At 70.9% G+C, this 18193-nt stretch carries 15 protein-coding genes and 1 pseudogene; 13 read left to right on the forward strand and 3 right to left on the reverse strand.

All coding sequences use genetic code 11. The annotated features are described in order from the left end of the window. The first annotated feature begins 424 nt into the window (after window positions 1-424). Window positions 425-1843, forward strand: coding sequence for a polysaccharide deacetylase family protein (locus tag KN815_RS02340; RefSeq protein ID WP_216339657.1), 1419 nt, complete (start codon window positions 425-427; stop codon window positions 1841-1843). Here KN815_RS02340 and KN815_RS02345 read toward each other — a convergent pair. Further along, window positions 1824-2828 carry an ATP-binding protein gene (locus KN815_RS02345; RefSeq protein WP_216339659.1) on the reverse strand — a complete coding sequence of 335 codons (1005 nt, stop codon included), beginning with the start codon at window positions 2826-2828 and terminating at the stop codon, window positions 1824-1826. The genes KN815_RS02340 and KN815_RS02345 overlap by 20 nt on opposite strands. A gap of 102 nt (window positions 2829-2930) precedes the next feature. Between KN815_RS02345 and KN815_RS02350 the strand changes: the two genes are divergently transcribed. Next, on the forward strand, window positions 2931-3758 hold the full coding sequence (locus KN815_RS02350) for a Fic family protein (protein ID WP_216339661.1): 828 nt from the start codon (window positions 2931-2933) through the stop codon (window positions 3756-3758). 298 nt (window positions 3759-4056) lie between these two features. Here the strand turns inward: KN815_RS02350 and KN815_RS02355 are convergent, their stop codons facing one another. Continuing rightward, window positions 4057-4893, reverse strand: coding sequence for an HAD family hydrolase (locus KN815_RS02355; RefSeq protein ID WP_216339663.1), 837 nt, complete (start codon window positions 4891-4893; stop codon window positions 4057-4059). Window positions 4894-5345: 452 nt separating this feature from the next. On the opposite strand from KN815_RS02355, the gene ssd reads away from it, so the two are divergent. The 7 genes and pseudogenes from ssd to KN815_RS02390 all read left to right on the forward strand — a co-directional run. Further along, window positions 5346-6455 carry a septum site-determining protein Ssd gene (gene ssd, locus KN815_RS02360; RefSeq protein WP_216339665.1) on the forward strand — a complete coding sequence of 370 codons (1110 nt, stop codon included), beginning with the start codon at window positions 5346-5348 and terminating at the stop codon, window positions 6453-6455. After that, window positions 6452-7618 (forward strand): TadA family conjugal transfer-associated ATPase, encoded by a 1167-nt coding sequence (locus tag KN815_RS02365; protein WP_216339667.1) that lies wholly within the window; start codon window positions 6452-6454, stop codon window positions 7616-7618. The genes ssd and KN815_RS02365 overlap by 4 nt, the downstream gene beginning before the upstream one ends. Then, window positions 7615-8541 (forward strand): type II secretion system F family protein, encoded by a 927-nt coding sequence (locus KN815_RS02370; RefSeq protein ID WP_216339669.1) that lies wholly within the window; start codon window positions 7615-7617, stop codon window positions 8539-8541. Before KN815_RS02365 ends, KN815_RS02370 begins: the two co-directional genes overlap by 4 nt. After that, window positions 8531-9349, forward strand: a complete 819-nt coding sequence (locus KN815_RS02375) for a type II secretion system F family protein (protein WP_216339671.1) — start codon at window positions 8531-8533, stop codon at window positions 9347-9349. The genes KN815_RS02370 and KN815_RS02375 overlap by 11 nt, the downstream gene beginning before the upstream one ends. Window positions 9350-9504: 155 nt before the next feature. Next, on the forward strand, window positions 9505-9702 hold the full coding sequence (locus tag KN815_RS02380; RefSeq protein ID WP_059142404.1) for a DUF4244 domain-containing protein: 198 nt from the start codon (window positions 9505-9507) through the stop codon (window positions 9700-9702). 280 nt (window positions 9703-9982) lie between these two features. Beyond that, window positions 9983-10318, forward strand: coding sequence for a TadE family type IV pilus minor pilin (locus KN815_RS02385; protein WP_216339716.1), 336 nt, complete (start codon window positions 9983-9985; stop codon window positions 10316-10318). Beyond that, window positions 10315-10629 (forward strand): annotated as a pseudogene (locus KN815_RS02390) (Rv3654c family TadE-like protein); the annotation flags it as partial. The gene KN815_RS02385 and the pseudogene KN815_RS02390, both read left to right, overlap by 4 nt. Window positions 10630-10692: 63 nt before the next feature. Here KN815_RS02390 and sftH read toward each other — a convergent pair. Continuing rightward, on the reverse strand, window positions 10693-13149 hold the full coding sequence (gene sftH / locus KN815_RS02395) for a DEAD/DEAH box helicase (protein ID WP_216339673.1): 2457 nt from the start codon (window positions 13147-13149) through the stop codon (window positions 10693-10695). A 54-nt stretch (window positions 13150-13203) separates the two neighbouring features. Here sftH and bldG point away from each other — a divergent pair, with 54 nt between their 5' ends. The 4 genes from bldG (at window position 13204) to KN815_RS02415 (ending at window position 17986) form a co-directional block, all read left to right on the forward strand. Next, window positions 13204-13545: an anti-sigma factor antagonist BldG gene (gene bldG, locus KN815_RS02400; RefSeq protein ID WP_014061729.1), complete on the forward strand. Its 342-nt coding sequence runs from the start codon at window positions 13204-13206 to the stop codon at window positions 13543-13545. Between the two features lie 92 nt (window positions 13546-13637). Next, entirely contained in the window at window positions 13638-14066 is a 429-nt protein-coding gene (locus tag KN815_RS02405) for an ATP-binding protein (protein ID WP_216339676.1), read from the forward strand. Between the two features lie 667 nt (window positions 14067-14733). Then, a complete protein-coding gene (locus KN815_RS02410) occupies window positions 14734-17172 on the forward strand; it encodes a sodium-translocating pyrophosphatase (protein WP_216339678.1) in 2439 nt (812 codons plus the stop codon). A 238-nt stretch (window positions 17173-17410) separates the two neighbouring features. Continuing rightward, window positions 17411-17986 carry a small secreted protein gene (locus tag KN815_RS02415; protein WP_253208697.1) on the forward strand — a complete coding sequence of 192 codons (576 nt, stop codon included), beginning with the start codon at window positions 17411-17413 and terminating at the stop codon, window positions 17984-17986. Window positions 17987-18193: the final 207 nt, after the last annotated feature.

Below are 18193 nucleotides of genomic sequence, written 5' to 3' on the forward strand. Positions count from 1 at the left end.
CGAGGCGCCGCAGGCCCATGCGATGCCCAGTGAGGCCGGGGCGGCCAGGGAGAGAGGGATGGCGAACAGGAAGAGGGTGGCCGATGCGGAGAGATCTCCGTGTCTGTGGCGGGAGACCCGGTGGATCCGGTCCAAGAGCTTCAACATTCCCGTCTCCTCCGGGGCTTCGGTCGCGGATAGGGGCGCGGCCGTGGGTCACGGCGTACTGCGGTACTGAATCCCAAGCGTTGGTAAATGAATCGTAATGCTGAGTAAAGTCGCTGGGAAGCCTTTTGTGGGGAAGTGGGCCGCTATTCCATCTATAGAGTGAATAGTCATTTAAAATGCCTTGTCATCCTCTGTCTCTTCCTCGGTCCATGCGACGTTGGCTCCCATCCGGCCGGATCTCCTGGACACAGCACGACACGAGGGACGGGGTGGCGGTATGAGAACCAGAAGAAACGTCACTGCACTGCTGGCCACGGTGGTGGCGCTCTCCATGCCGGTCGGCTGCTCCGGAGACTCCGCCCAGACCCATGTGCCGGGCGGCACCGCGGGCCCGCGCCATGACAGGGACGGTCCTCAGAGGGGTCCGGGTGGGCCGAACCACCCTGACAAGGCCCCGAAGGCACTACGGCTCATCGGCGATGGATCGACCTCCGACACCGGCCCCCAGCCCCATCAGCCGAAGGCCGAGCGGCTTGAACCGGGTGAGAGACCACCGCAGTTCGTCGTCTTCTCCTGGGACGGCGCCGGGCAGGACAAACAGAAGCTGTTCTCCCACTTCCGCGCGGTCGGCAGGAAGTACGGCGCGACGATGACGTACTTCCTCAGCGGTGTGTACCTGCTGCCCGCGGAGAAGCGGTACCTCTACGATCCGCCCAGACATCGGCGCGGCGCCTCGTCCATCGGCTTCAACGACGTCAAGGGCATCAAGGCCACGGTGGAGCAGCTCCGCGGCGCCTGGCTGGACGGCAATGAGATCGGCACCCACTTCAACGGCCACTTCTGCGGAGGCAAGCGCGGCGTCGGCACCTGGTCGGCGCGGCAGTGGACCAGCGAGATCCAGCAGGCCGAGTCGTTCGGCGAGAACTGGAAGACCAACTCCGGCCTGGAGCACGAGAAACCGCTCCCCTTCGACTACGGCGAGGAGCTCATCGGCGGCCGTGCGCCCTGTCTGGAGGGGCAGCAGAAGCTGATCCGGGCAGTCGCGAAGCTGGGGTGGCGCTATGACGCGAGCTCCCCCGGCGGGTTGCAGATCTGGCCCCGCAAGATCCATGGCATCTGGGACTTCCCGCTCCAGCAGATCCCGGTACCCGGCCACTCGTTCGAGACGCTCTCCATGGGCTACAACTTCCTTGCCAACAAGCCGCGTAAGAAGGAGGGCAAGCGGCCCAAGCGCTCCACCTGGGGCCGTCCGATGCGCGACGGCCTGCTCGCCGCCTTCGACCGGGCGTACGAGGGCAACCGGGCGCCGCTGTTCGTCGGCAACCACTTCGAGTCCTGGAACGGCGGAACGTATATGCGCGCCGTGGAGGACGTCATCAAGGAGGTCTGCCCGCGCAAGGGTGTGCGCTGCGTCTCCTTCAAGCAACTGGCCGACTGGCTGGACGCGCAGAGCCCCCGCGTCCTCGAGAAGCTGCGGGTCCTGGACGTCGGGAGGCGGCCGCCGGGCGGCTGGAAGAGCTACCTGGCCGCCGAACCGGGCGTATCCGGGAAGCAGGTTTCAGAGGGCAAGCACGTCTCCGAGGGTAAGCACATGGATCAGCATGCGGGCGAGCGGAGGCGGACGTCCGACCGCGAATCCGCGCATGAACGGACGTCCGAGCACCACACGCATACGGCTAAGCGGGAGCGGGAGTAGCCGCCGAGCCCTCCTCCGGCGCGAACTCCCGCAACGCGAAGGCGGGGTCGACCTGGGCGGCCAGATCGGCACCCGTCTTCGCGTTCCCCCAGCTCTGCGCGTTCTTCAGGTGGAAGTGCACCATCTGGCGGGTGTACCGCTGCCAGTCGCGCCGCTCGTACGAGGCGTCCACCGCGTCTCGAAGAGTCCGCAGCGCGTCGCGGTTCGCATCCTCGAGCTCCCCGAATCGGGGCGCACGGCCCTTCTCCATCGCCCGGACCCAGTCGGAGTGGCCGAACGCGACCAGGAGGTCATCGCCCACCTCCGCACGGAGGAAGTCCAGGTCGTCCGGGCCCTGCACCTTGTTGCCGACCACCCGGAGCGCCACATCGAAGTCGCGGGCGTACTCCTTGTACTGGCGGTAGACGGAGACGCCCTTACGTGTGGGCTCGGCCACCAGGAACGTCATGTCGAAGCGGGTGAAGAGGCCGGAGGCGAAGGAGTCGCTGCCCGCCGTCATATCGACGACGATGAACTCGCCTGGCCCGTCGACGAGATGGTTCAGGCACAGCTCGATCGCGCCGACCTTGGAGTGGTAGCAGGCGACGCCGAGATCGGATTCGGTGAAGGGGCCGGTCGCCATCAGCCGCACCGCCCCGTCGTCGAGCCGCAGGGTGCGGGCGCATGCCTGGTAGACGGGGTTGTCCTCGCCGATCCGCAGCAGCCGTGACCCCTCGCCCGGCGGGGTGGTCTTGATCATGGTCTCGGCGGAGGCGATCCGGGGGTTCGTGCCGCGCAAGTAGTCCTTGATCAGCGGGAGATGGGCGCCCATGGCGGGCAGTGCGTCGGCCTCCGCCTCATCGAGTCCGAGCGCCACGCCCAGATGCTGGTTGATATCGGCGTCGACGGCGACGACAGGGGCGTGGGCGGTGGCGAGATGGCGGATGAACAGCGAGGACAGCGTGGTCTTGCCGCTTCCACCCTTGCCTACGAAAGCGATCTTCATGTTCACCTAGCGTAGGTGAGTGATCGCGGACCATGCGGGATTTACGTGAAGAACACCACTCCAACGAGGGGTGCCGGGTGTGGTGTGCGTAGTGTCGTACTCATGAGTACGTCAGCAGATCCGCTCGCCGCCCTGGCCGCGCTGCCCGGTGTGGCCGAGTCCGTGAACGCCGTACGGAACGCTGTGGACCGGGTCTACGGACACCGGGTGATGCGCCGCCGGAGCAATGAGGTCACCTCCGAGGCGGCGTTGCGCGGGGCGCGGGGCTCCGCCGCGCTGGCCGGTGCGGACTGGGCGCTGGAAGAGGTGCGCCGCCGCACCGACTTCGGGGCCGAGGGCGAGCCGCGCACGGTGGGCGCGGCGCTGCGGCTGACCGCCGAGGCGGGGCAGTTGCTGAGCATCTGGCGTCAGTCGCCGCTGCGCGTTCTGGCCCGGCTGCATCTGGTCGCGGCGGGCGGGGCGGAGGGCGACGAGGGGGTCGGACGCCCCCGGCAGTCGGGTGAGCCGGTGGACGAGCCGCTGATCGGATCCGATCTGCCGCTGCCGGACGCGGCGGAGGTGGCGGGGCGGCTCGATGGGCTGGCCCGGCTGCTGCTTGCGGGCAGCGAGGCTCCGGCGCTGGTGACGGCGGCGGTGGTGCATGGCGAACTGCTCGCCCTGCGGCCCTTTGTCTCCCGCAATGGTCTGGTGGCGCGCGCGGCCGAACGGATCGTGCTGGTCGGCAGCGGTCTCGATCCGAAGTCGATCTGCCCGGCCGAGGTGGGGTACGCGGAGCTGGGTGTGGCGCCGTATATGGCAGCGCTGGAGGGCTATGCGTCCGGAACGCCGGAGGGTATCGCGGTGTGGATCGCACACTGCGGACGGGCGGTTGAGCTCGGAGTGCGGGAGTCCACGGCGGTCTGCGAGGCCCTGCAACGCGGGGCGGCCTGACGCCTGACGAGAGTTGCGGCGGTACCCGAGGGCACCGCCGCTGGCACAGCTACCGGGTTACCATGCGTGCAATCTCATTCGCCCATCAGGTCGGGAACTTATGCCCGTCACCTGGTGCGGCTGGCCCGTAATCGACGGGTCGACGTCGCGTGGGTGCTCAGCATCTGTGCTCGGTCCGTGGGGCCTTGGCGTCTGAGGGTTTCCTCCCGGATACCCCTGGTCTCGCGGGCCGTCGATTCCTTTGTACTCCTGCGAGAGGCCAAGCGGAACCCCTCACCGCAGATCTTTGCTATTACCCCTAAACGCGGGCATAAAGGGCGCGACGCCGATTGGTGTACCACACCAGCCCGGCGGTGGCGGCGGCCGCGCCGACGGCCGCCGCCACGGCGAGCACCGGGCGCGGTGGCATGGAGAGTGAGGGCCTGCGCTGCTTCAGCCGGACCGGGCGGTTGAAGGAGAGCACCGGCCAGCCGCGGGCCGCGGCCTCGCGCCGCAGCGCCCGGTCCGGGTTGACGGCGAAGGGGTGGCCGACCGACTCCAGCATCGGGAGATCGGTCGCCGAATCGCTGTAGGCGTAACAGCGTGACAAGTCGTAGCCTTCCGACTCCGCCAACTCGGCGATCGCCTCCGCCTTGGTCGGGCCATAGGCGTAGTACTCCACCTCTCCGGTGAAGGCTCCGTCCTCGACGACCATGCGGGTGGCCACCACGCGGTCCGCGCCCAGCAGCTCGCCGATCGGCTCGACCACCTCCGCCCCGGAGGTGCTGACGATCACCACATCGCGGCCGGCGATGTGGTGCTCCTCGATGAGCGAGGCGGCCTCGTCGTAGATGATGGGGTCGATCAGATCGTGCAAGGTCTCGGCGACGATCTCCTTCACCTGTTGGACATTCCATCCGCGGCACAACGCCGAGAGGTACGCCCGCATCCGCTCCATCTGGTCGTGATCGGCGCCGCCGGCGAGGAAGACGAACTGCGCATAGGCAGTACGCAGTACAGCGCGGCGGTTGATCAGACCACCCTGGTAGAAGGACTTGCTGAAGGTGAACGCGCTTGACTTCGCAATGACCGTCTTGTCCAGGTCAAAGAAGGCGGCTGTCCGGGGCAAGGAGTGGTTTTCCACGACGCCGAGCATAGGGCCCACCATTCGGCGTAAGCTCAGGCGCGTGGGTTTGCCTGAGAAGGCTCTCGGGTACACCATGGAAGTCACGGATCGTTCGCGACCGTGCTAACCCGGCCCGACTCCTCCCCCCCCGAGTCGGCCGTGGGGACGACCCCCGCTCTCCCCCCCGGCGGGGGTCGTCGCATGTCCGGACGCATTTTCGGCGTTCTCACGAGATCTTGCTCCCCTCCCTCGGGCCCGCGTGGCCCGCCTCTCCATAGCCTGAGCGGTAACCGTACGTAATCGCTAGGCTGCTCTCCGGAAGTCACTGCTTTAGGTGACTGGGATATTCACAAGTGATGAGTTGTCCACAGTTTTGGACCAAGATCCCCAAGATTTTCTGGATCGCAGCACGGTGATTCTCCGCGGTGCTCGCACTCGCTGTTCGCGGGAGTGAGAGCGCGTAACGGATATGGGAGGGGATCGTGACTGCATCCATCACACCGGAACGCCCTTCGGCGGCCGAAGGACAACGGGGCAGACCGCTCATCGTCACCGAGGACGAGGAGCTTCTCGACGATCTGCTGCGGCTGTGCGCGGCGGCCGGGGCCGAACCGGAAGTGGCCCATGGCGCGCTCACTCGCCGGGGCAGTTGGGAGGCCGCACCGCTGATTCTGGTCGGCGACGACTCGGCCGCCCGGCTGTGCGACCGGGCCCGCAGAGAAGGGGTGTTGCTCATCGGGCGGGATCTGGACGACCACGGCATCTGGCGGCGGGCGGTGGCGCTCGGCGCGGACAACGTGGCGTTCCTGCCCGATGCCGAGACCTGGCTGGTGGACCGGATCGCCGATGTCGCCGAGGGCGTGGGCCGGCAGGCCCTGACCATCGGGGTCATCGGCGGCCGCGGCGGCGCGGGAGCCTCCACCCTCGCCTGCGCCCTGGCGGTCACCGCGGCCCGCTCCGGCCGGCGCACCATGCTGATCGACGGCGATCCGCTGGGCGGCGGGCTCGATGTGCTGCTCGGCGGCGAGGGCGCGCAGGGGCTGAGATGGCCCGCCTTCGCCGAGTCGCGGGGCCGGGTCGCCGGAAGCGCTCTGGAGGAGTCGCTGCCCGAGCTGCACTCGCTGCGGGTGCTGAGCTGGGACCGCGGCGATTCGGTCGTCATCCCGCCCTCCGCGATGCGGGCGGTGCTGGCCGCGGCCAGGCGGCGCGGCGGGGTCGTGGTGGTGGATCTGCCGCGCCGCGTCGACGATGCGGCGGCCGAGGCCCTGGCCCAGATCGACCTCGGGCTGCTGGTCGTCCCGGCGGAGCTGCGCGCGGTCGCGGCCGCCCACCGGGTGGCGTCCACGGTGGGCATGGTGCTGCGGGACCTGCGCGCGGTGGTGCGGGGCCCGTGCGGGCCGGAGCTCGGCGACGAGGAGATCGCGGGGCTGCTCGGGCTGCCGCTGGCCGGTGAGCTGCCACCGGAGCCCGGTCTGGCGGACGCCTTCGAGGGCGGGGAGCCCCCGGGCGGCAGCCCCCGCGGACCGCTCGGCCGGTTCTGCGCCGAGTTCTGGGCGCGTGCCCTCGCCGACGGGGGAGGTGTCACCGCATGAGCGTCGTATCGCCGGATCTGCTGGACGCGGTGCGGCTGCGGCTCGCCGGGAGCGGCGCGGAGCCCACGCCCGCCCGGGTGGCGGCGGCCCTGCGCGAGGAGGGGCGGCTGCTCGGCGACACCGAGGTGCTCGGGGTGGTGGAGGCGCTGCGCTCGGAGCTGGTCGGCACCGGGCCCCTGGAGCCACTGCTGGCCGCCCCCGATGTCACGGACGTTCTGGTCACCGCGCCCGACGAGGTGTGGATGGACCGGGGTTCGGGGCTGGAGCGCACGGCCGTCACCTTCGTGGACGCGGCCGCCGTGCGCAGGCTCGCGCAGCGGCTCGCCGCCGTGGCCGGACGGCGGCTGGACGACGCCCGGCCGTGGGTGGACGCCCGGCTGCCGGATGGGACCCGGCTGCATGCGGTGCTCCCCCCGGTCGCGGTCGGCTCGACCTGCCTGTCGCTGCGAGTGGTGCGCCCACGGGCGTTCTCCCTCGCGGAGCTGGAGGCGGCCGGGACGGTTCCGCCGGGCGGCGCGCACCTGCTGCGGGTCATGCTGGACGCCCGGCTGTCCTACCTGATCAGCGGCGGCACCGGCTCGGGCAAGACGACGTTGCTGAGCACCCTGCTGGGGCTGGTCGGCCCGCAGGAGCGGATCGTCCTCGCCGAGGACTCGGCCGAGCTGCGGCCCGACCACCCGCATGTGGTCCGGCTGGAGACCCGCCCTGCCAACCAGGAGGGCCGGGGCCAGGTCACCCTGCGGGATCTGGTGCGGCAGGCGCTGCGGATGCGCCCCGACCGGCTGGTGGTCGGGGAGGTGAGAGGCGCCGAGGTCACCGATCTGCTGGGGGCGTTGAACACCGGCCATGAGGGCGGTTGCGGCACCGTCCATGCCAATACGGCGGCCGACGTACCCGCGCGGCTGGAGGCGCTCGGTTCGACCGCGGGTCTGGACCGGGCCGCGCTGCACAGCCAGTTGGCGGCGGCGCTGTCGGTCCTGGTCCATCTGGTGCGGGACCGCGGCGGGCGGCGCAGGATCGCCGAGCTGCATGTGCTGGACCGGGACCGGGCGGGCTTCGTCACGACCGTCCCCGCGGCCCTCTGGAGCCCGGAGGGCTTCGAACGGGCGGCGGGCTGGCAGCGGCTCGAGCGGCTGTGCGCACGGGGCGGAGGCGCGGCATGACGGGCGCGGGAGCGGACCAGGGCGCGCTGACGCTGTGCGCCGCGATGCTGTGCGCGGGGGCGGCCGTATGGCTGCTCGCCGGGCGGGACCGGGAGCTGCGCCGGGTAAGGCTGCTGTTCGCGGACGGCGGACCCGTCGAGCCGGCGGGACCCGACCCGGTGCGGCGGCTGTCCGAGACGGCCGCCTGGCTACGGGAGCGCTGGCGGGTCGGTTACGGCGGGCGGATGGGGCGTGAGTTGCTGTGTCTGCCGGTCGGATGTGTGATCGCGCTGCTGGGTGCGTCGGTTCTGCCGCTGCTCGGGGCGGTGGTGGCCACTCCGTTCGTCGGCCGGTGGCTGCGGTCCCGGCGGCGCGAGCGGGACCGCGTGCGGCGCGCCGCCGGGGTGATCGACCTCTGTGCCACCGTGGCGGGCGAGCTGCGGGCCGGGCGGCATCCCGGCGAGGCGCTGCTGGCGGTGGACCCGGGGCACCTGAGGGAGCGTTGGGGGCTGGTGACGGCCGCGGCGCGGTTCGGCGGTGAAGTGCCGGACGCGCTGCGGAGGGTGGCCCGGCTGCCGGGTGCCGAGGGGCTGACCGGGGTCGCGGCCTGCTGGCAGGTGGCGGTCGACGAGGGAGCGGGGCTGGCGGCGGGGCTCGACCGGGTGGCGGCGGCGCTGCGCGCCGAGCGGGACCAGCGGGACGGCCTGGACGCCAAGCTGGCGGGGGCCAAGGCCACCGCCGTCGCACTGGCGGTGCTGCCCGTCGTCGGGCTGGTGCTGGGCGGTCTGCTGGGCTCCAATCCACTGCATGAGCTGCTGCACACCCCGGCCGGGCTGAGCTGCCTCCTGGTGGGCGGCCTGCTGGAGTGGGCGGGCCTGGTGTGGACCGGCCGGATGGTGCGGGCGGCGCGTGAGCCGGGGCGGCCGGTGGCCGATGAGCGCTGAAGTTGTCCACAGCCTGGGGATTTCGCTGTCCGTCTTGGCGGCGGTCCTGTGCACGGCGATGGCGATGGTCGAGGCCCATCGGGAGCGAGGCGCACGACGACGGTTGGCGGCGTTGCTTCCGGGCGCGAAGGACCGGCGGCCGAGGCGGGCCCGGGCGTGGCGGCGCCGGCGCGCCGGAGCCACTGGGGGCGCGCTGCCCTTCTGGGCCGCGCCGTGCGGCGCTGTGACGATCGCCGTCGTCCTCGTCGGAGGGCCGCCGGGGTGGGTGCTGGGGCTCGCTGTGGCCTGCGTCCTCTGGCGGTGGCAGCGGCACCGCCAGAGGACGGCCGGGCGCTCCGGTCGTGACCGGCACATCGAGGCCCTCGCCGCGCGCCAGATCCCGCTGGCCGCCGATCTGCTGACCGCCTGCCTCGCGGCTGGAGCGGGCCCGCGGAAAGCGGCGGAGGCGGTGGGAGGTTCGCTAGGTGGCCCGGTTGGCGAGCGGCTTGCCCAGACCGCGGCGGAGCTGCGGCTGGGAGGCGAACCCGCCCACGCCTGGGGGCGTATCGGGGCTCTGCCCGGAGCGCAGGGGCTGGCGCGTGCCCTGGAACGCGCCGGGACAACGGGCGCTCCGGCGGTGGAGCCGGTGTCCCGGCTGGCGGCCGAATACCGGGCCGAGCAGGGGCGGGCGGCGATGAAACGGGCCGACCGCACCGGCGTGCTGGTCAACGCACCGCTCGCGGGCTGCTTCCTCCCCGCGTTCCTGCTGGTCGGCCTGGCCCCGGTGATGATCGGGCTGGCCCGCGGCCTGATGGGCCACGGCCCCTGAACCCCGGCCAGACCACCAACCACACCAGCAACAACCACACCAGCAACAACCACACCAGAACCAATGACACCGCACGAGCGACAGCGGCACGACAACAGCACGACGAACGACGAACCGCGGTCAGTGACACCGCGGGCAGGGCAAGGGGGACCGACATGGTGAAGCAGTGGTGGGTGCGGCGGTACGCGGCGGCGCGTGCGAAGGCCGAGGCGGGCATGGCCACCGCCGAGTACGCAATGGGAACGATCGCGGCATGCGGTTTCGCCGCGGTGCTCTACAAGGTGGTGACCAGCGGGACCGTCAGTGGCGCGCTTCAGTCGGTCATCGGACGGGCGCTCGATGCGCAGTTCTGAGGCGCCGGGGACGGCGAATCGGACGGGCTCCCGCGCAAGGAGCGGCGCGCGGGGCGTCCCAAGGGTCCGGGGCCTCACAAGGCTCTGGGGCGTCCCAAGGGCCCAGGGCGCCCCGAGGAGCCCGACCGTCCCAAGGACCCTGGGCGTCCCAAGGACCCCGGGCCTCGCAAGGGCCCACGGCGTCCCGGGGGCCCGAGGCGTCTTAGGACCCCGAGGCGTCCTAAGGACCCAGCGCGCGGGGCGGGACAGCGGCTTCGTCACGGCGGAGACGGCCGTCGCGCTGCCGGTGCTGGCGCTGTTCGCCCTGATGCTGATCTGGGGGCTGATGGCCGCTGCCGCGCAGCTTCAGTGCGTGGACGCGGCCAGGGCCGGGGCGAGGGCGGCGGCGCGTTCGGAGCCGAAGGCGGACGCGATGGCCGCCGCCCGCTCGGCCGCACCCGATGGAGCGCGGGTCGAGCTGTGGCGGGACGGAGACCTGGTGCGGGTGCGGGTCCGGACCCATGCCGCCGGTCCCGGTCCGCTGGCGGTGAATCTGCGCGGCGAGGCGGCCGCGCTCGCCGAGGACACGGTGGGCGCGGTGGACGCGGGTGGTGCGGCTCGGGAGGCGGTCCCGTGAGAAGGGCGGACGACCGGGGGTCGGCCACGGTCTGGGTGGCGCTGGCCGCGACGGCCCTGTGCGCGGTGTTCGCGGTCGTACTGGCGGCCGGGCAGGCCATGGTGGCGCGCCATCGGGCGGGCGGAGCCGCCGACCTGGCGGCGCTCGCGGCGGCTGACCACGGCCTGGAGGGGGCTCGTACGGCTTGCGGTCTCGCCCGGCGGGTGGCCTCCGCCCAGGGGGCGCGCGTGGCGCGATGCACCCTGAGCGGCGAGATCGCGGACCTTACGGCGGAGGTGCGCACCGGCCCGTTCACGCTCCGGGCCAGGGCGCGGGCGGGGCCAGCGGGCACCCCCGTCACCGGACCGGCGTCGGCGCCGGGCGGCGGGGATCGCTCACTCGGCGGTCGACGGCTGCTCCGGGGCCCCGGCGAGCAGGGTCGTCAGCAGGCGGATGGCGGCCTTCTTGTCCAGCGGGTCATTGCCGTTGCCGCACTTGGGCGACTGGATGCAGGACGGGCATCCCGCGTCGCACTCGCAGGCGGCGATCGCCTTGCGGGTGGCCGCCAGCCAGCGGGCGGCCGTGTGGAAGGCGCGCTCGGCGAAGCCCGCGCCACCCGGATGCCCGTCGTACACGAAGACGGTCGGCAGCAGCGTGTCGGCGTGCAGCGGGACGGACACCCCGCCGATGTCCCAGCGGTCACAGGTGGCGAAGAGCGGCAGGATGCCGATCGAGGCGTGCTCGGCGGCGTGCAGGGCGCCGCCGAGGGCCTGGGGGTGCACCCGGGCCTCCTCGAGCTGGTCGTCGGTGACCGTCCACCACACGGCCCGGGTGCGCAGGGTGCGCGGCGGAAGGTCGAGCTTGGACTCGCCGAGGACCTCACCGGTGATCAGCTTGCGGCGCAGAAAGGAGACCACCTGGTTGGTGACCTCGACCGAGCCGAAGCACAGCCGCGCGTCCCCCCAGGGGATCTCGGTGGTGGTCTCCAGGATGGAGATCGCCGTGGTGTCGCGGGCCGTGGTCGAGTAGGGCGGAGCGGCCTCCTCCACCAGGGCGACCGAGTCGTCGAGGTCGAGCTGCCGGACGAGATAGCTCCGGCCCTGATGCAGGTGGACGGCGCCCTCGTGGACGGTGGTGTGGGCCGCCGCGGCGTCCACGGTGCCCAGCAGCCGCCCGGTCGCCGCCTCCACGACCTGGACCGGGCTGCCGCCCGCTCCGCGGATGTCGGTGAGGTCCGCGGCGCGCTCACGGCGGGTCCAGTGCCAGGCGGTGGCCCGGCGCCGCAGCAGCTTGCGCTGCTCCAGTTGCGGCATCAGTTCCTCGGTGGCGGGGCCGAAGAGCTCCAGGTCCGGCTCGGTGAGCGGAAGCTCGGCCGCGGCCGCGCACAGGTGCGGCGCGAGGACGTAGGGGTTGTCCGGGTCCAGGACGGTGGACTCCACCGGCTGCCGGAAGAGGGCGTCCGGATGGTGGACGAGATAGGTGTCCAGCGGGTCGTCCCGGGCGACCAGGATCGCCAGGGCCCCTTCGCCGGTGCGCCCGGCCCGCCCCGCCTGCTGCCACAGGGAGGCGCGGGTGCCGGGGTAGCCCGCCACGACCACGGCGTCCAGTCCGGCGATGTCCATCCCCAGCTCCAGGGCGGTGGTGGCGGCGAGCCCCAGCAGCTCACCGGAGTGCAGGGCCCTCTCCAGGGCGCGGCGCTCCTCGGGGAGATAGCCGCCGCGATAGGCGGCGATCCGGTCCGGCAGCGAGCGGTCCACTTCGGCGAGCCGTTCCTGGGCGATGAGCGCGATGAGCTCCGCGCCCCGCCGGGAGCGCACGAAGGTGACCGTACGGACGCCCTGGACGGCCAGGTCGGTGAGCAGGTCCGCGGACTCGGCCGTGGCCGTGCGGCGCACCGGGGCGCCCTGCTCGCCGTGGAGCTCGGTCAGCGGCGGCTCCCAGAGGGCGAAGACGACCTCGCCGCGGGGCGAGCCGTCCTCGGTGATCTCCACCACGGGCAGGCCGGTCAGCCGGCTCGCGGCGACCGCCGGATCGGAGGCGGTGGCCGAGGCGAGCAGGAACACGGGCGAGGAGCCGTAGCGGGCGCAGACGCGGCGCAGCCGGCGCAGCACCTGAGCCACATGGGAGCCGAAGACACCCCGGTAGGTGTGGCATTCGTCGATCACCACATAGCGCAGCGCGCGCAGGAAGGAGGACCATCTGGGGTGGCCGGGCAGGATGCCGCGGTGGAGCATGTCGGGGTTGGTGAGCACATAGTTCGCGTACTGGCGCACCCACTCGCGCTCCTCCACGGGCGTGTCGCCGTCGTAGACCGCCGCCCGGATGCCGGTGCCCAGCGGGGCGGTGAAGCCGGCCACCGCGCGGCGCTGGTCGGCTGCCAGCGCCTTGGTGGGGGAGAGGTACAGGGCGGTCGTGCCCCGCCCGTTGGGCTCCTCCGAGCCGTCCAGCAGGGTGCTGAGGACGGGGGCCAGATAGGCGAGGGACTTGCCGGAGGCGGTTCCGGTGGCCACGACCACGGATTCTCCGCGCAGCGCGTGTTCGGCCGTACGCGCCTGGTGGGCCCACGGGCGCTCGATGCCGGCCGCGCGAATGGCGTTGATCACCTCCGGCCGGATCGCCGAGGGCCAGTCGGCATGGGTTCCCGGGCGCGGGGGCAAGTGCTCCGTATGAGTGATGCGCGCGCCCCGGCCCGCCCCGGTGCTCAGCCGACCGAGGACGGCCCGGGGTGAGGGGCGTATGCCCGCCTGCCGCGGGATTTGGTCGTGGGCCATCGACACCGAGTGTGTCACTGGTCTGACGGACAATGGTCTCAAGGCGTCGTGCACGCCTGCTGGTAAGTGATTGAATGCCATCGCGGCTGCCGATCCATGGGGGGCGACCGCTCGATGCAAGGTGCTGGAGGATCCGTGGACCTGTCCCTGTCGACTCGGACCGTCGACGACCGCACGGTCGTCGAGGTCGGTGGCGAGATTGATGTATACACCGCGCCCAAGCTGCGCGAGCAGCTGGTCGAGCTTGTCAACGACGGCAACTACCACCTGGTCGTCGACATGGAGGGCGTCGACTTTCTCGACTCCACCGGACTCGGCGTGCTCGTCGGCGGGCTCAAGCGAGTGCGGGCCCACGAGGGCTCGCTGCGCCTGGTTTGCAACCAGGAGCGCATTCTGAAGATCTTCCGCATCACCGGCCTGACCAAGGTGTTCCCGATTCACACCTCGGTCGAGGACGCTGTCGCGGCGACCGACTGACAAGATCGCCGAAGGAAGACACAGAAGGGGGTTCCGGGCGGCGTACGCCCGGCCCTCCCGATAAGCACGCCCATACGCCCGAGGGGGATGGCATGGCCACCGTCGAACTCCGCTTCAGCGCGCTGCCTGAGCACGTCAGGACCGCTCGTCTTGTCGCGGCCGCCGTGGCGCGTCGGGCGGGGGTGGATGAGGCCGTGCTCGACGAAGTGCGGCTCGCGGTCGGCGAGGCTTGCACGCGTGCGGTCGGGCTCCACCTGAGCAATGGGGTGGAGGCACCGGTGCGGGTGACGCTGACCGAGGAGGAGAAGAAGTTCTCCATCGAGGTCGGTGATGAATCCCCGACCTCGGCGGCCCTGGTGTCCGGCTCCCATCCGGAGATGGACGACGAGGCCGAGGGCGAGGACGAGATGGGTCTCGCCGTCATCAGCGGGCTCGTCGACGATGTCGAGGTGACGAGCAGCGAGTCCGGTGGAGTGATCCGGATGAGCTGGCCGACGTCACCCCAGCCTCTGGTGTCCTAGCCCGCGCACCGCGCCGGGTCCTGCCCCGCTGGGGGTTCCCGGGTCCTGCCTCACCGCGCCGGGTCCTGCTCCCTTGGGGCCGCTAAGTGCTGCCCCGCCGTGCCGCGCTGAGTCCTGTTCGCGCACAGCCGCAGCAGGCCCTCTCCTGGGGCCGGGAGCGGGCCTCGCCCGTCCTGATCGCCGAAGCCGGGTCCCTCTTGAGGGTCATCTGTCCGTCATCCCTCTCCCGACCCGCAGGACCCGTTGGAACCCACCGAACCGGCCGTTTCATGATCGCCGGTCCGGCTGTTGGCATGCTCGCGCCCGGTCGGCGGCATGGTCCCGGCGCACCTCTCGGCGCGCGCTTTTTCGATCTCTGGCTTAGGCTCTGAACAGCGCTTTTCTCGACGGCGTAAGACTGCCACTAGATCATCTATATAGATCATTTGTAGAGATCATTTTACATCCGTCAGTGAATTGTCGACCTTCCTTCTTCCGAAGGAATTCATACCGCCAAACCAATTGATCTTCGCTGGTGCGGGCGAATTCCCATTCCGGCGCCCTGTTTTGATCGTGTGACGCTCCCTACAATCCGTCCACATCTCGAGCTCAGGACGCCTGAGCGCGGCGGCTCTTCTGCGGTCGCAGAACTGCTGCGCGCCCATGTGCCAAACGTCAAGGAGGACGAATGGCGGGGCCTCTCACCCCTCATCAGCTTGACCTCACCCCAACCCTGGCCGCCGCAGAGCTGACCGACGACAACCGTGTGATCGTGCTGGTGATCGCCGCCGTCGCGATCGCGGCGCTCGCGGTCGCGGTGGTGCTGGTACGACAAGTCCTCGCGGCGGGCGAGGGCACGGACAGTATGAAGAAGATCGCCGAGGCCGTTCAGGAAGGCGCCAATGCCTATCTGGCCCGGCAGTTGCGCACTCTCGGCGGATTCGCCGTGGTGGTGTTCTTCCTGCTCATGCTGTTGCCGGCGGACGACTGGTCGCAGCGCATCGGGCGTTCGGTGTTCTTTCTGATCGGTGCGGCATTCTCGGCCGCCACCGGCTATATCGGGATGTGGCTCGCGGTGCGCAGCAATGTGCGCGTCGCAGCCGCCGCCCGTGAGGCCACGCCCGAGCCCCCCACCACACCCGTCAATGGCGATTCGGCCGCTTCCGCACCCGGTAAGCCGAGCGTGGATCTCACGACCGTCTCGCACAAGGCGATGAAGATCGCTTTCCGTACCGGCGGTGTGGTGGGCATGTTCACCGTGGGCCTCGGACTGCTGGGCGCCTCCTGCGTGGTGCTGGTCTACGCGGCCGACGCACCCAAGGTGCTGGAGGGCTTCGGGCTCGGCGCCGCGCTGATCGCGATGTTCATGAGGGTCGGCGGTGGCATCTTCACCAAGGCCGCCGACGTCGGTGCCGACCTCGTCGGCAAGGTCGAGAAGGGCATCCCGGAGGACGACCCGCGCAACGCCGCCACCATCGCGGACAACGTTGGCGACAACGTCGGCGACTGCGCGGGTATGGCCGCCGACCTCTTCGAGTCGTACGCCGTCACCCTGGTCGCCGCGCTGATCCTCGGCAAGGCGGCCTTCGGCGACTCCGGGCTGGCCTTCCCGCTGCTCGTTCCGGCCATCGGCGTGGTCACCGCCATGATCGGGATCTTCGCCGTGGCTCCGCGCCGCGCCGACCGCAGCGGAATGAGCGCCATCAACCGCGGCTTCTTCATCTCGGCCGTGATCTCGATGGCGCTGGTGGCGATCGCGGTCTTCACCTATCTGCCGTCCAGCTACGCGGATCTCGACGGCGTCACCAGCCGCGAGATCCTCGGCCACAGCGGTGACCCGCGGGTCCTCGCGCTCGTCGCCGTCGCCATCGGCATCGTGCTGGCCGCGCTCATCCAGCAGCTCACGGGCTACTTCACCGAGACCACCCGGCGTCCCGTGCGGGATGTCGGCAAGACCTCGCTGACCGGCCCGGCCACGGTGGTGCTCTCCGGCATTTCGCTCGGTCTGGAGTCGGCCGTCTACTCGGCGGTGCTGATCGGGCTGAGTGTCTACGGCGCCTTCCTGCTCGGCGGCACCTCGATCATGCTGGCGCTGTTCGCCGTCGCGCTCGCCGGCACCGGCCTGCTCACCACGGTCGGTGTGATCGTCGCCATGGACACCTTCGGTCCGGTCTCGGACAACGCCCAGGGCATCGCCGAGATGTCCGGCGATGTCGAGGGCGCGGGCGCGCAGGTGCTCACCGACCTCGACGCGGTCGGCAACACCACCAAGGCGATCACCAAGGGCATCGCGATCGCGACGGCGGTGCTCGCCGCGGCCGCGCTCTTCGGCTCGTACCGCGACGCCATCGCGGAGGCCGTGAACCAAGTGCACACCTCGGTGGCCGGGGAGATGAATCTGAACCTGGACATCTCGCAGCCCAACAACCTCGTGGGCCTCGTCCTCGGCGCCGCCGTCGTCTTCCTCTTCTCCGGGCTGGCGATCAACGCGGTGTCGCGGTCGGCCGGAGCGGTGGTCTTCGAGGTGCGGCGGCAGTTCCGCGAGAAGCCCGGGATCATGAACTACAGCGAGAAGCCCGAGTACGGCCGGGTCGTCGACATCTGCACCAAGGACGCGCTGCGCGAGCTGGCCACACCGGGTCTGCTCGCGGTCCTTGCGCCGATCGCCGTCGGCTTCACCTTCGGGGTCGGCGCGCTCGGCTCGTTCCTGGCGGGCGCGATCGGCACCGGCACGCTGATGGCCGTCTTCCTCGCCAACTCCGGCGGTGCCTGGGACAACGCCAAGAAGCTGGTCGAGGACGGTCATCACGGCGGTAAGGGGAGCGAGGCGCATGCCGCGACGGTGATCGGCGACACGGTCGGCGATCCCTTCAAGGACACCGCGGGCCCCGCGATCAACCCGCTGCTGAAGGTGATGAACCTGGTGGCGCTGCTGATCGCGCCCGCGGTGGTGAAGTTCTCCTACGGGGACAACGCCAGCCCTGGGCTGCGTGCGGTCGTCGCCGGGCTCGCGGTCGTGATCATCGTGGCCGCGGTCTACGTCTCCAAGCGGCGCGGAATCGTCGTAGGTGACGAAGACAACTCCGGGCGCGTGGCGAAGTCAGCCGACGCGGCGGTGGTGTCCTAACCCCGGAAGGGACCAGGGGCCCGGGAAAGCCCCTGCGACATGCGGGCGGGCGAGGTGCGACAGCACGTCGTCCGCCCGTGTCCCTGTCCGGGGCGTCCCGTCCGCTCGATGAGGCCATGTCCACAACGAGCGGGGTGCAAATAGCTCTAAAAGGATCCATACGGGGCGCTCGCCGGGTGGGCCTGGCCGGATGGACGTGTATGTTCCGGGGCCGAGAGCCATGGAAGGGACCAATCCGGTGAACAAGAAGCTTGTGGCTGCACTGTCCGGCGGTGCGGCACTCGTACTGGCGCTGACCGGCTGCGGGGGCGGCGACGATGGGGACAAGAAGGTCAACGATTGGGCCAAGTCGGTCTGTGACGAGGTGCAGCCTCAGCTCAAGAAGATCCAGGGCGCCAACACCGCGATCCAGGGTGCGGCCGACGAGCAGGATTCCAAGAAGCTTCAGCAGACGGACGCCAAGGCGTTCCAGGAGATCTCCGAGTCCTACGGGGCACTCGCCAAGGCCGTGAACAAGGCGGGCCCCCCGCCCGTCGACAACGGCGACAAGACCCAGCAGCAGGCGGTCAAGGAGCTCAACGCCACCTCGGGGGCGTACACGAAGCTGAAGACGTCCGTCGACAAGTTGGACACCTCGGACAAGTCCAAGTTCGCCCAGGGACTCAAGGGCGTCGCCGACGAGCTCGACAAGCTCAGCAAGTCGGGTGACCAGGCCCTACAGAAGCTCCAGGAAGGAAAGGTCGGCTCGGCGATGGCCAAGCAGCCCGGCTGCCAGAAGCCGAAGACGAGCGGCGGCGCCACGACGCAGTCCTGACGGGCTGCCCAGGGCCGCACAGGACCGCCGCGAGCTGCCCTGGGGCCGCCGCCCGGGGCCGTACAGGGCCGCCCCGGGCTGTCCAGGGCCGCCCAGGTTCTGCCCCGGGGGGGCAACGCCGCCGCCTCGCGCCCCCCTTGTCGGCTCGTCAGCCAGGCCGACGCGGGCGATGTCGTCCCGATGCCGACCGGCGTCGCCCGCTGTCGG

Source organism: Streptomyces niphimycinicus (assembly GCF_018883605.1).
GTDB classification, from domain to species: Bacteria; Actinomycetota; Actinomycetes; order Streptomycetales; family Streptomycetaceae; genus Streptomyces; species Streptomyces niphimycinicus.

Bases quoted from the DNA above. Each gene is read 5' to 3' on its own strand.
- sftH (WP_216339673.1), bottom strand. From the start codon at position 13,149: ATGGCATTCAATCACTTACCAGCAGGCGTGCACGACGCCTTGAGACCA.
- KN815_RS02345 (WP_216339659.1), bottom strand. From the start codon at position 2,828: ATGAAGATCGCTTTCGTAGGCAAGGGTGGAAGCGGCAAGACCACGCTG.
- KN815_RS02365 (WP_216339667.1), top strand. From the start codon at position 6,452: ATGAGCGTCGTATCGCCGGATCTGCTGGACGCGGTGCGGCTGCGGCTC.
- KN815_RS02405 (WP_216339676.1), top strand. From the start codon at position 13,638: ATGGCCACCGTCGAACTCCGCTTCAGCGCGCTGCCTGAGCACGTCAGG.
- KN815_RS02370 (WP_216339669.1), top strand. From the start codon at position 7,615: ATGACGGGCGCGGGAGCGGACCAGGGCGCGCTGACGCTGTGCGCCGCG.
- KN815_RS02410 (WP_216339678.1), top strand. From the start codon at position 14,734: ATGGCGGGGCCTCTCACCCCTCATCAGCTTGACCTCACCCCAACCCTG.
- KN815_RS02355 (WP_216339663.1), bottom strand. From the start codon at position 4,893: ATGCTCGGCGTCGTGGAAAACCACTCCTTGCCCCGGACAGCCGCCTTC.
- KN815_RS02340 (WP_216339657.1), top strand. From the start codon at position 425: ATGAGAACCAGAAGAAACGTCACTGCACTGCTGGCCACGGTGGTGGCG.
- KN815_RS02380 (WP_059142404.1), top strand. From the start codon at position 9,505: ATGGTGAAGCAGTGGTGGGTGCGGCGGTACGCGGCGGCGCGTGCGAAG.
- KN815_RS02350 (WP_216339661.1), top strand. From the start codon at position 2,931: ATGAGTACGTCAGCAGATCCGCTCGCCGCCCTGGCCGCGCTGCCCGGT.
- KN815_RS02375 (WP_216339671.1), top strand. From the start codon at position 8,531: ATGAGCGCTGAAGTTGTCCACAGCCTGGGGATTTCGCTGTCCGTCTTG.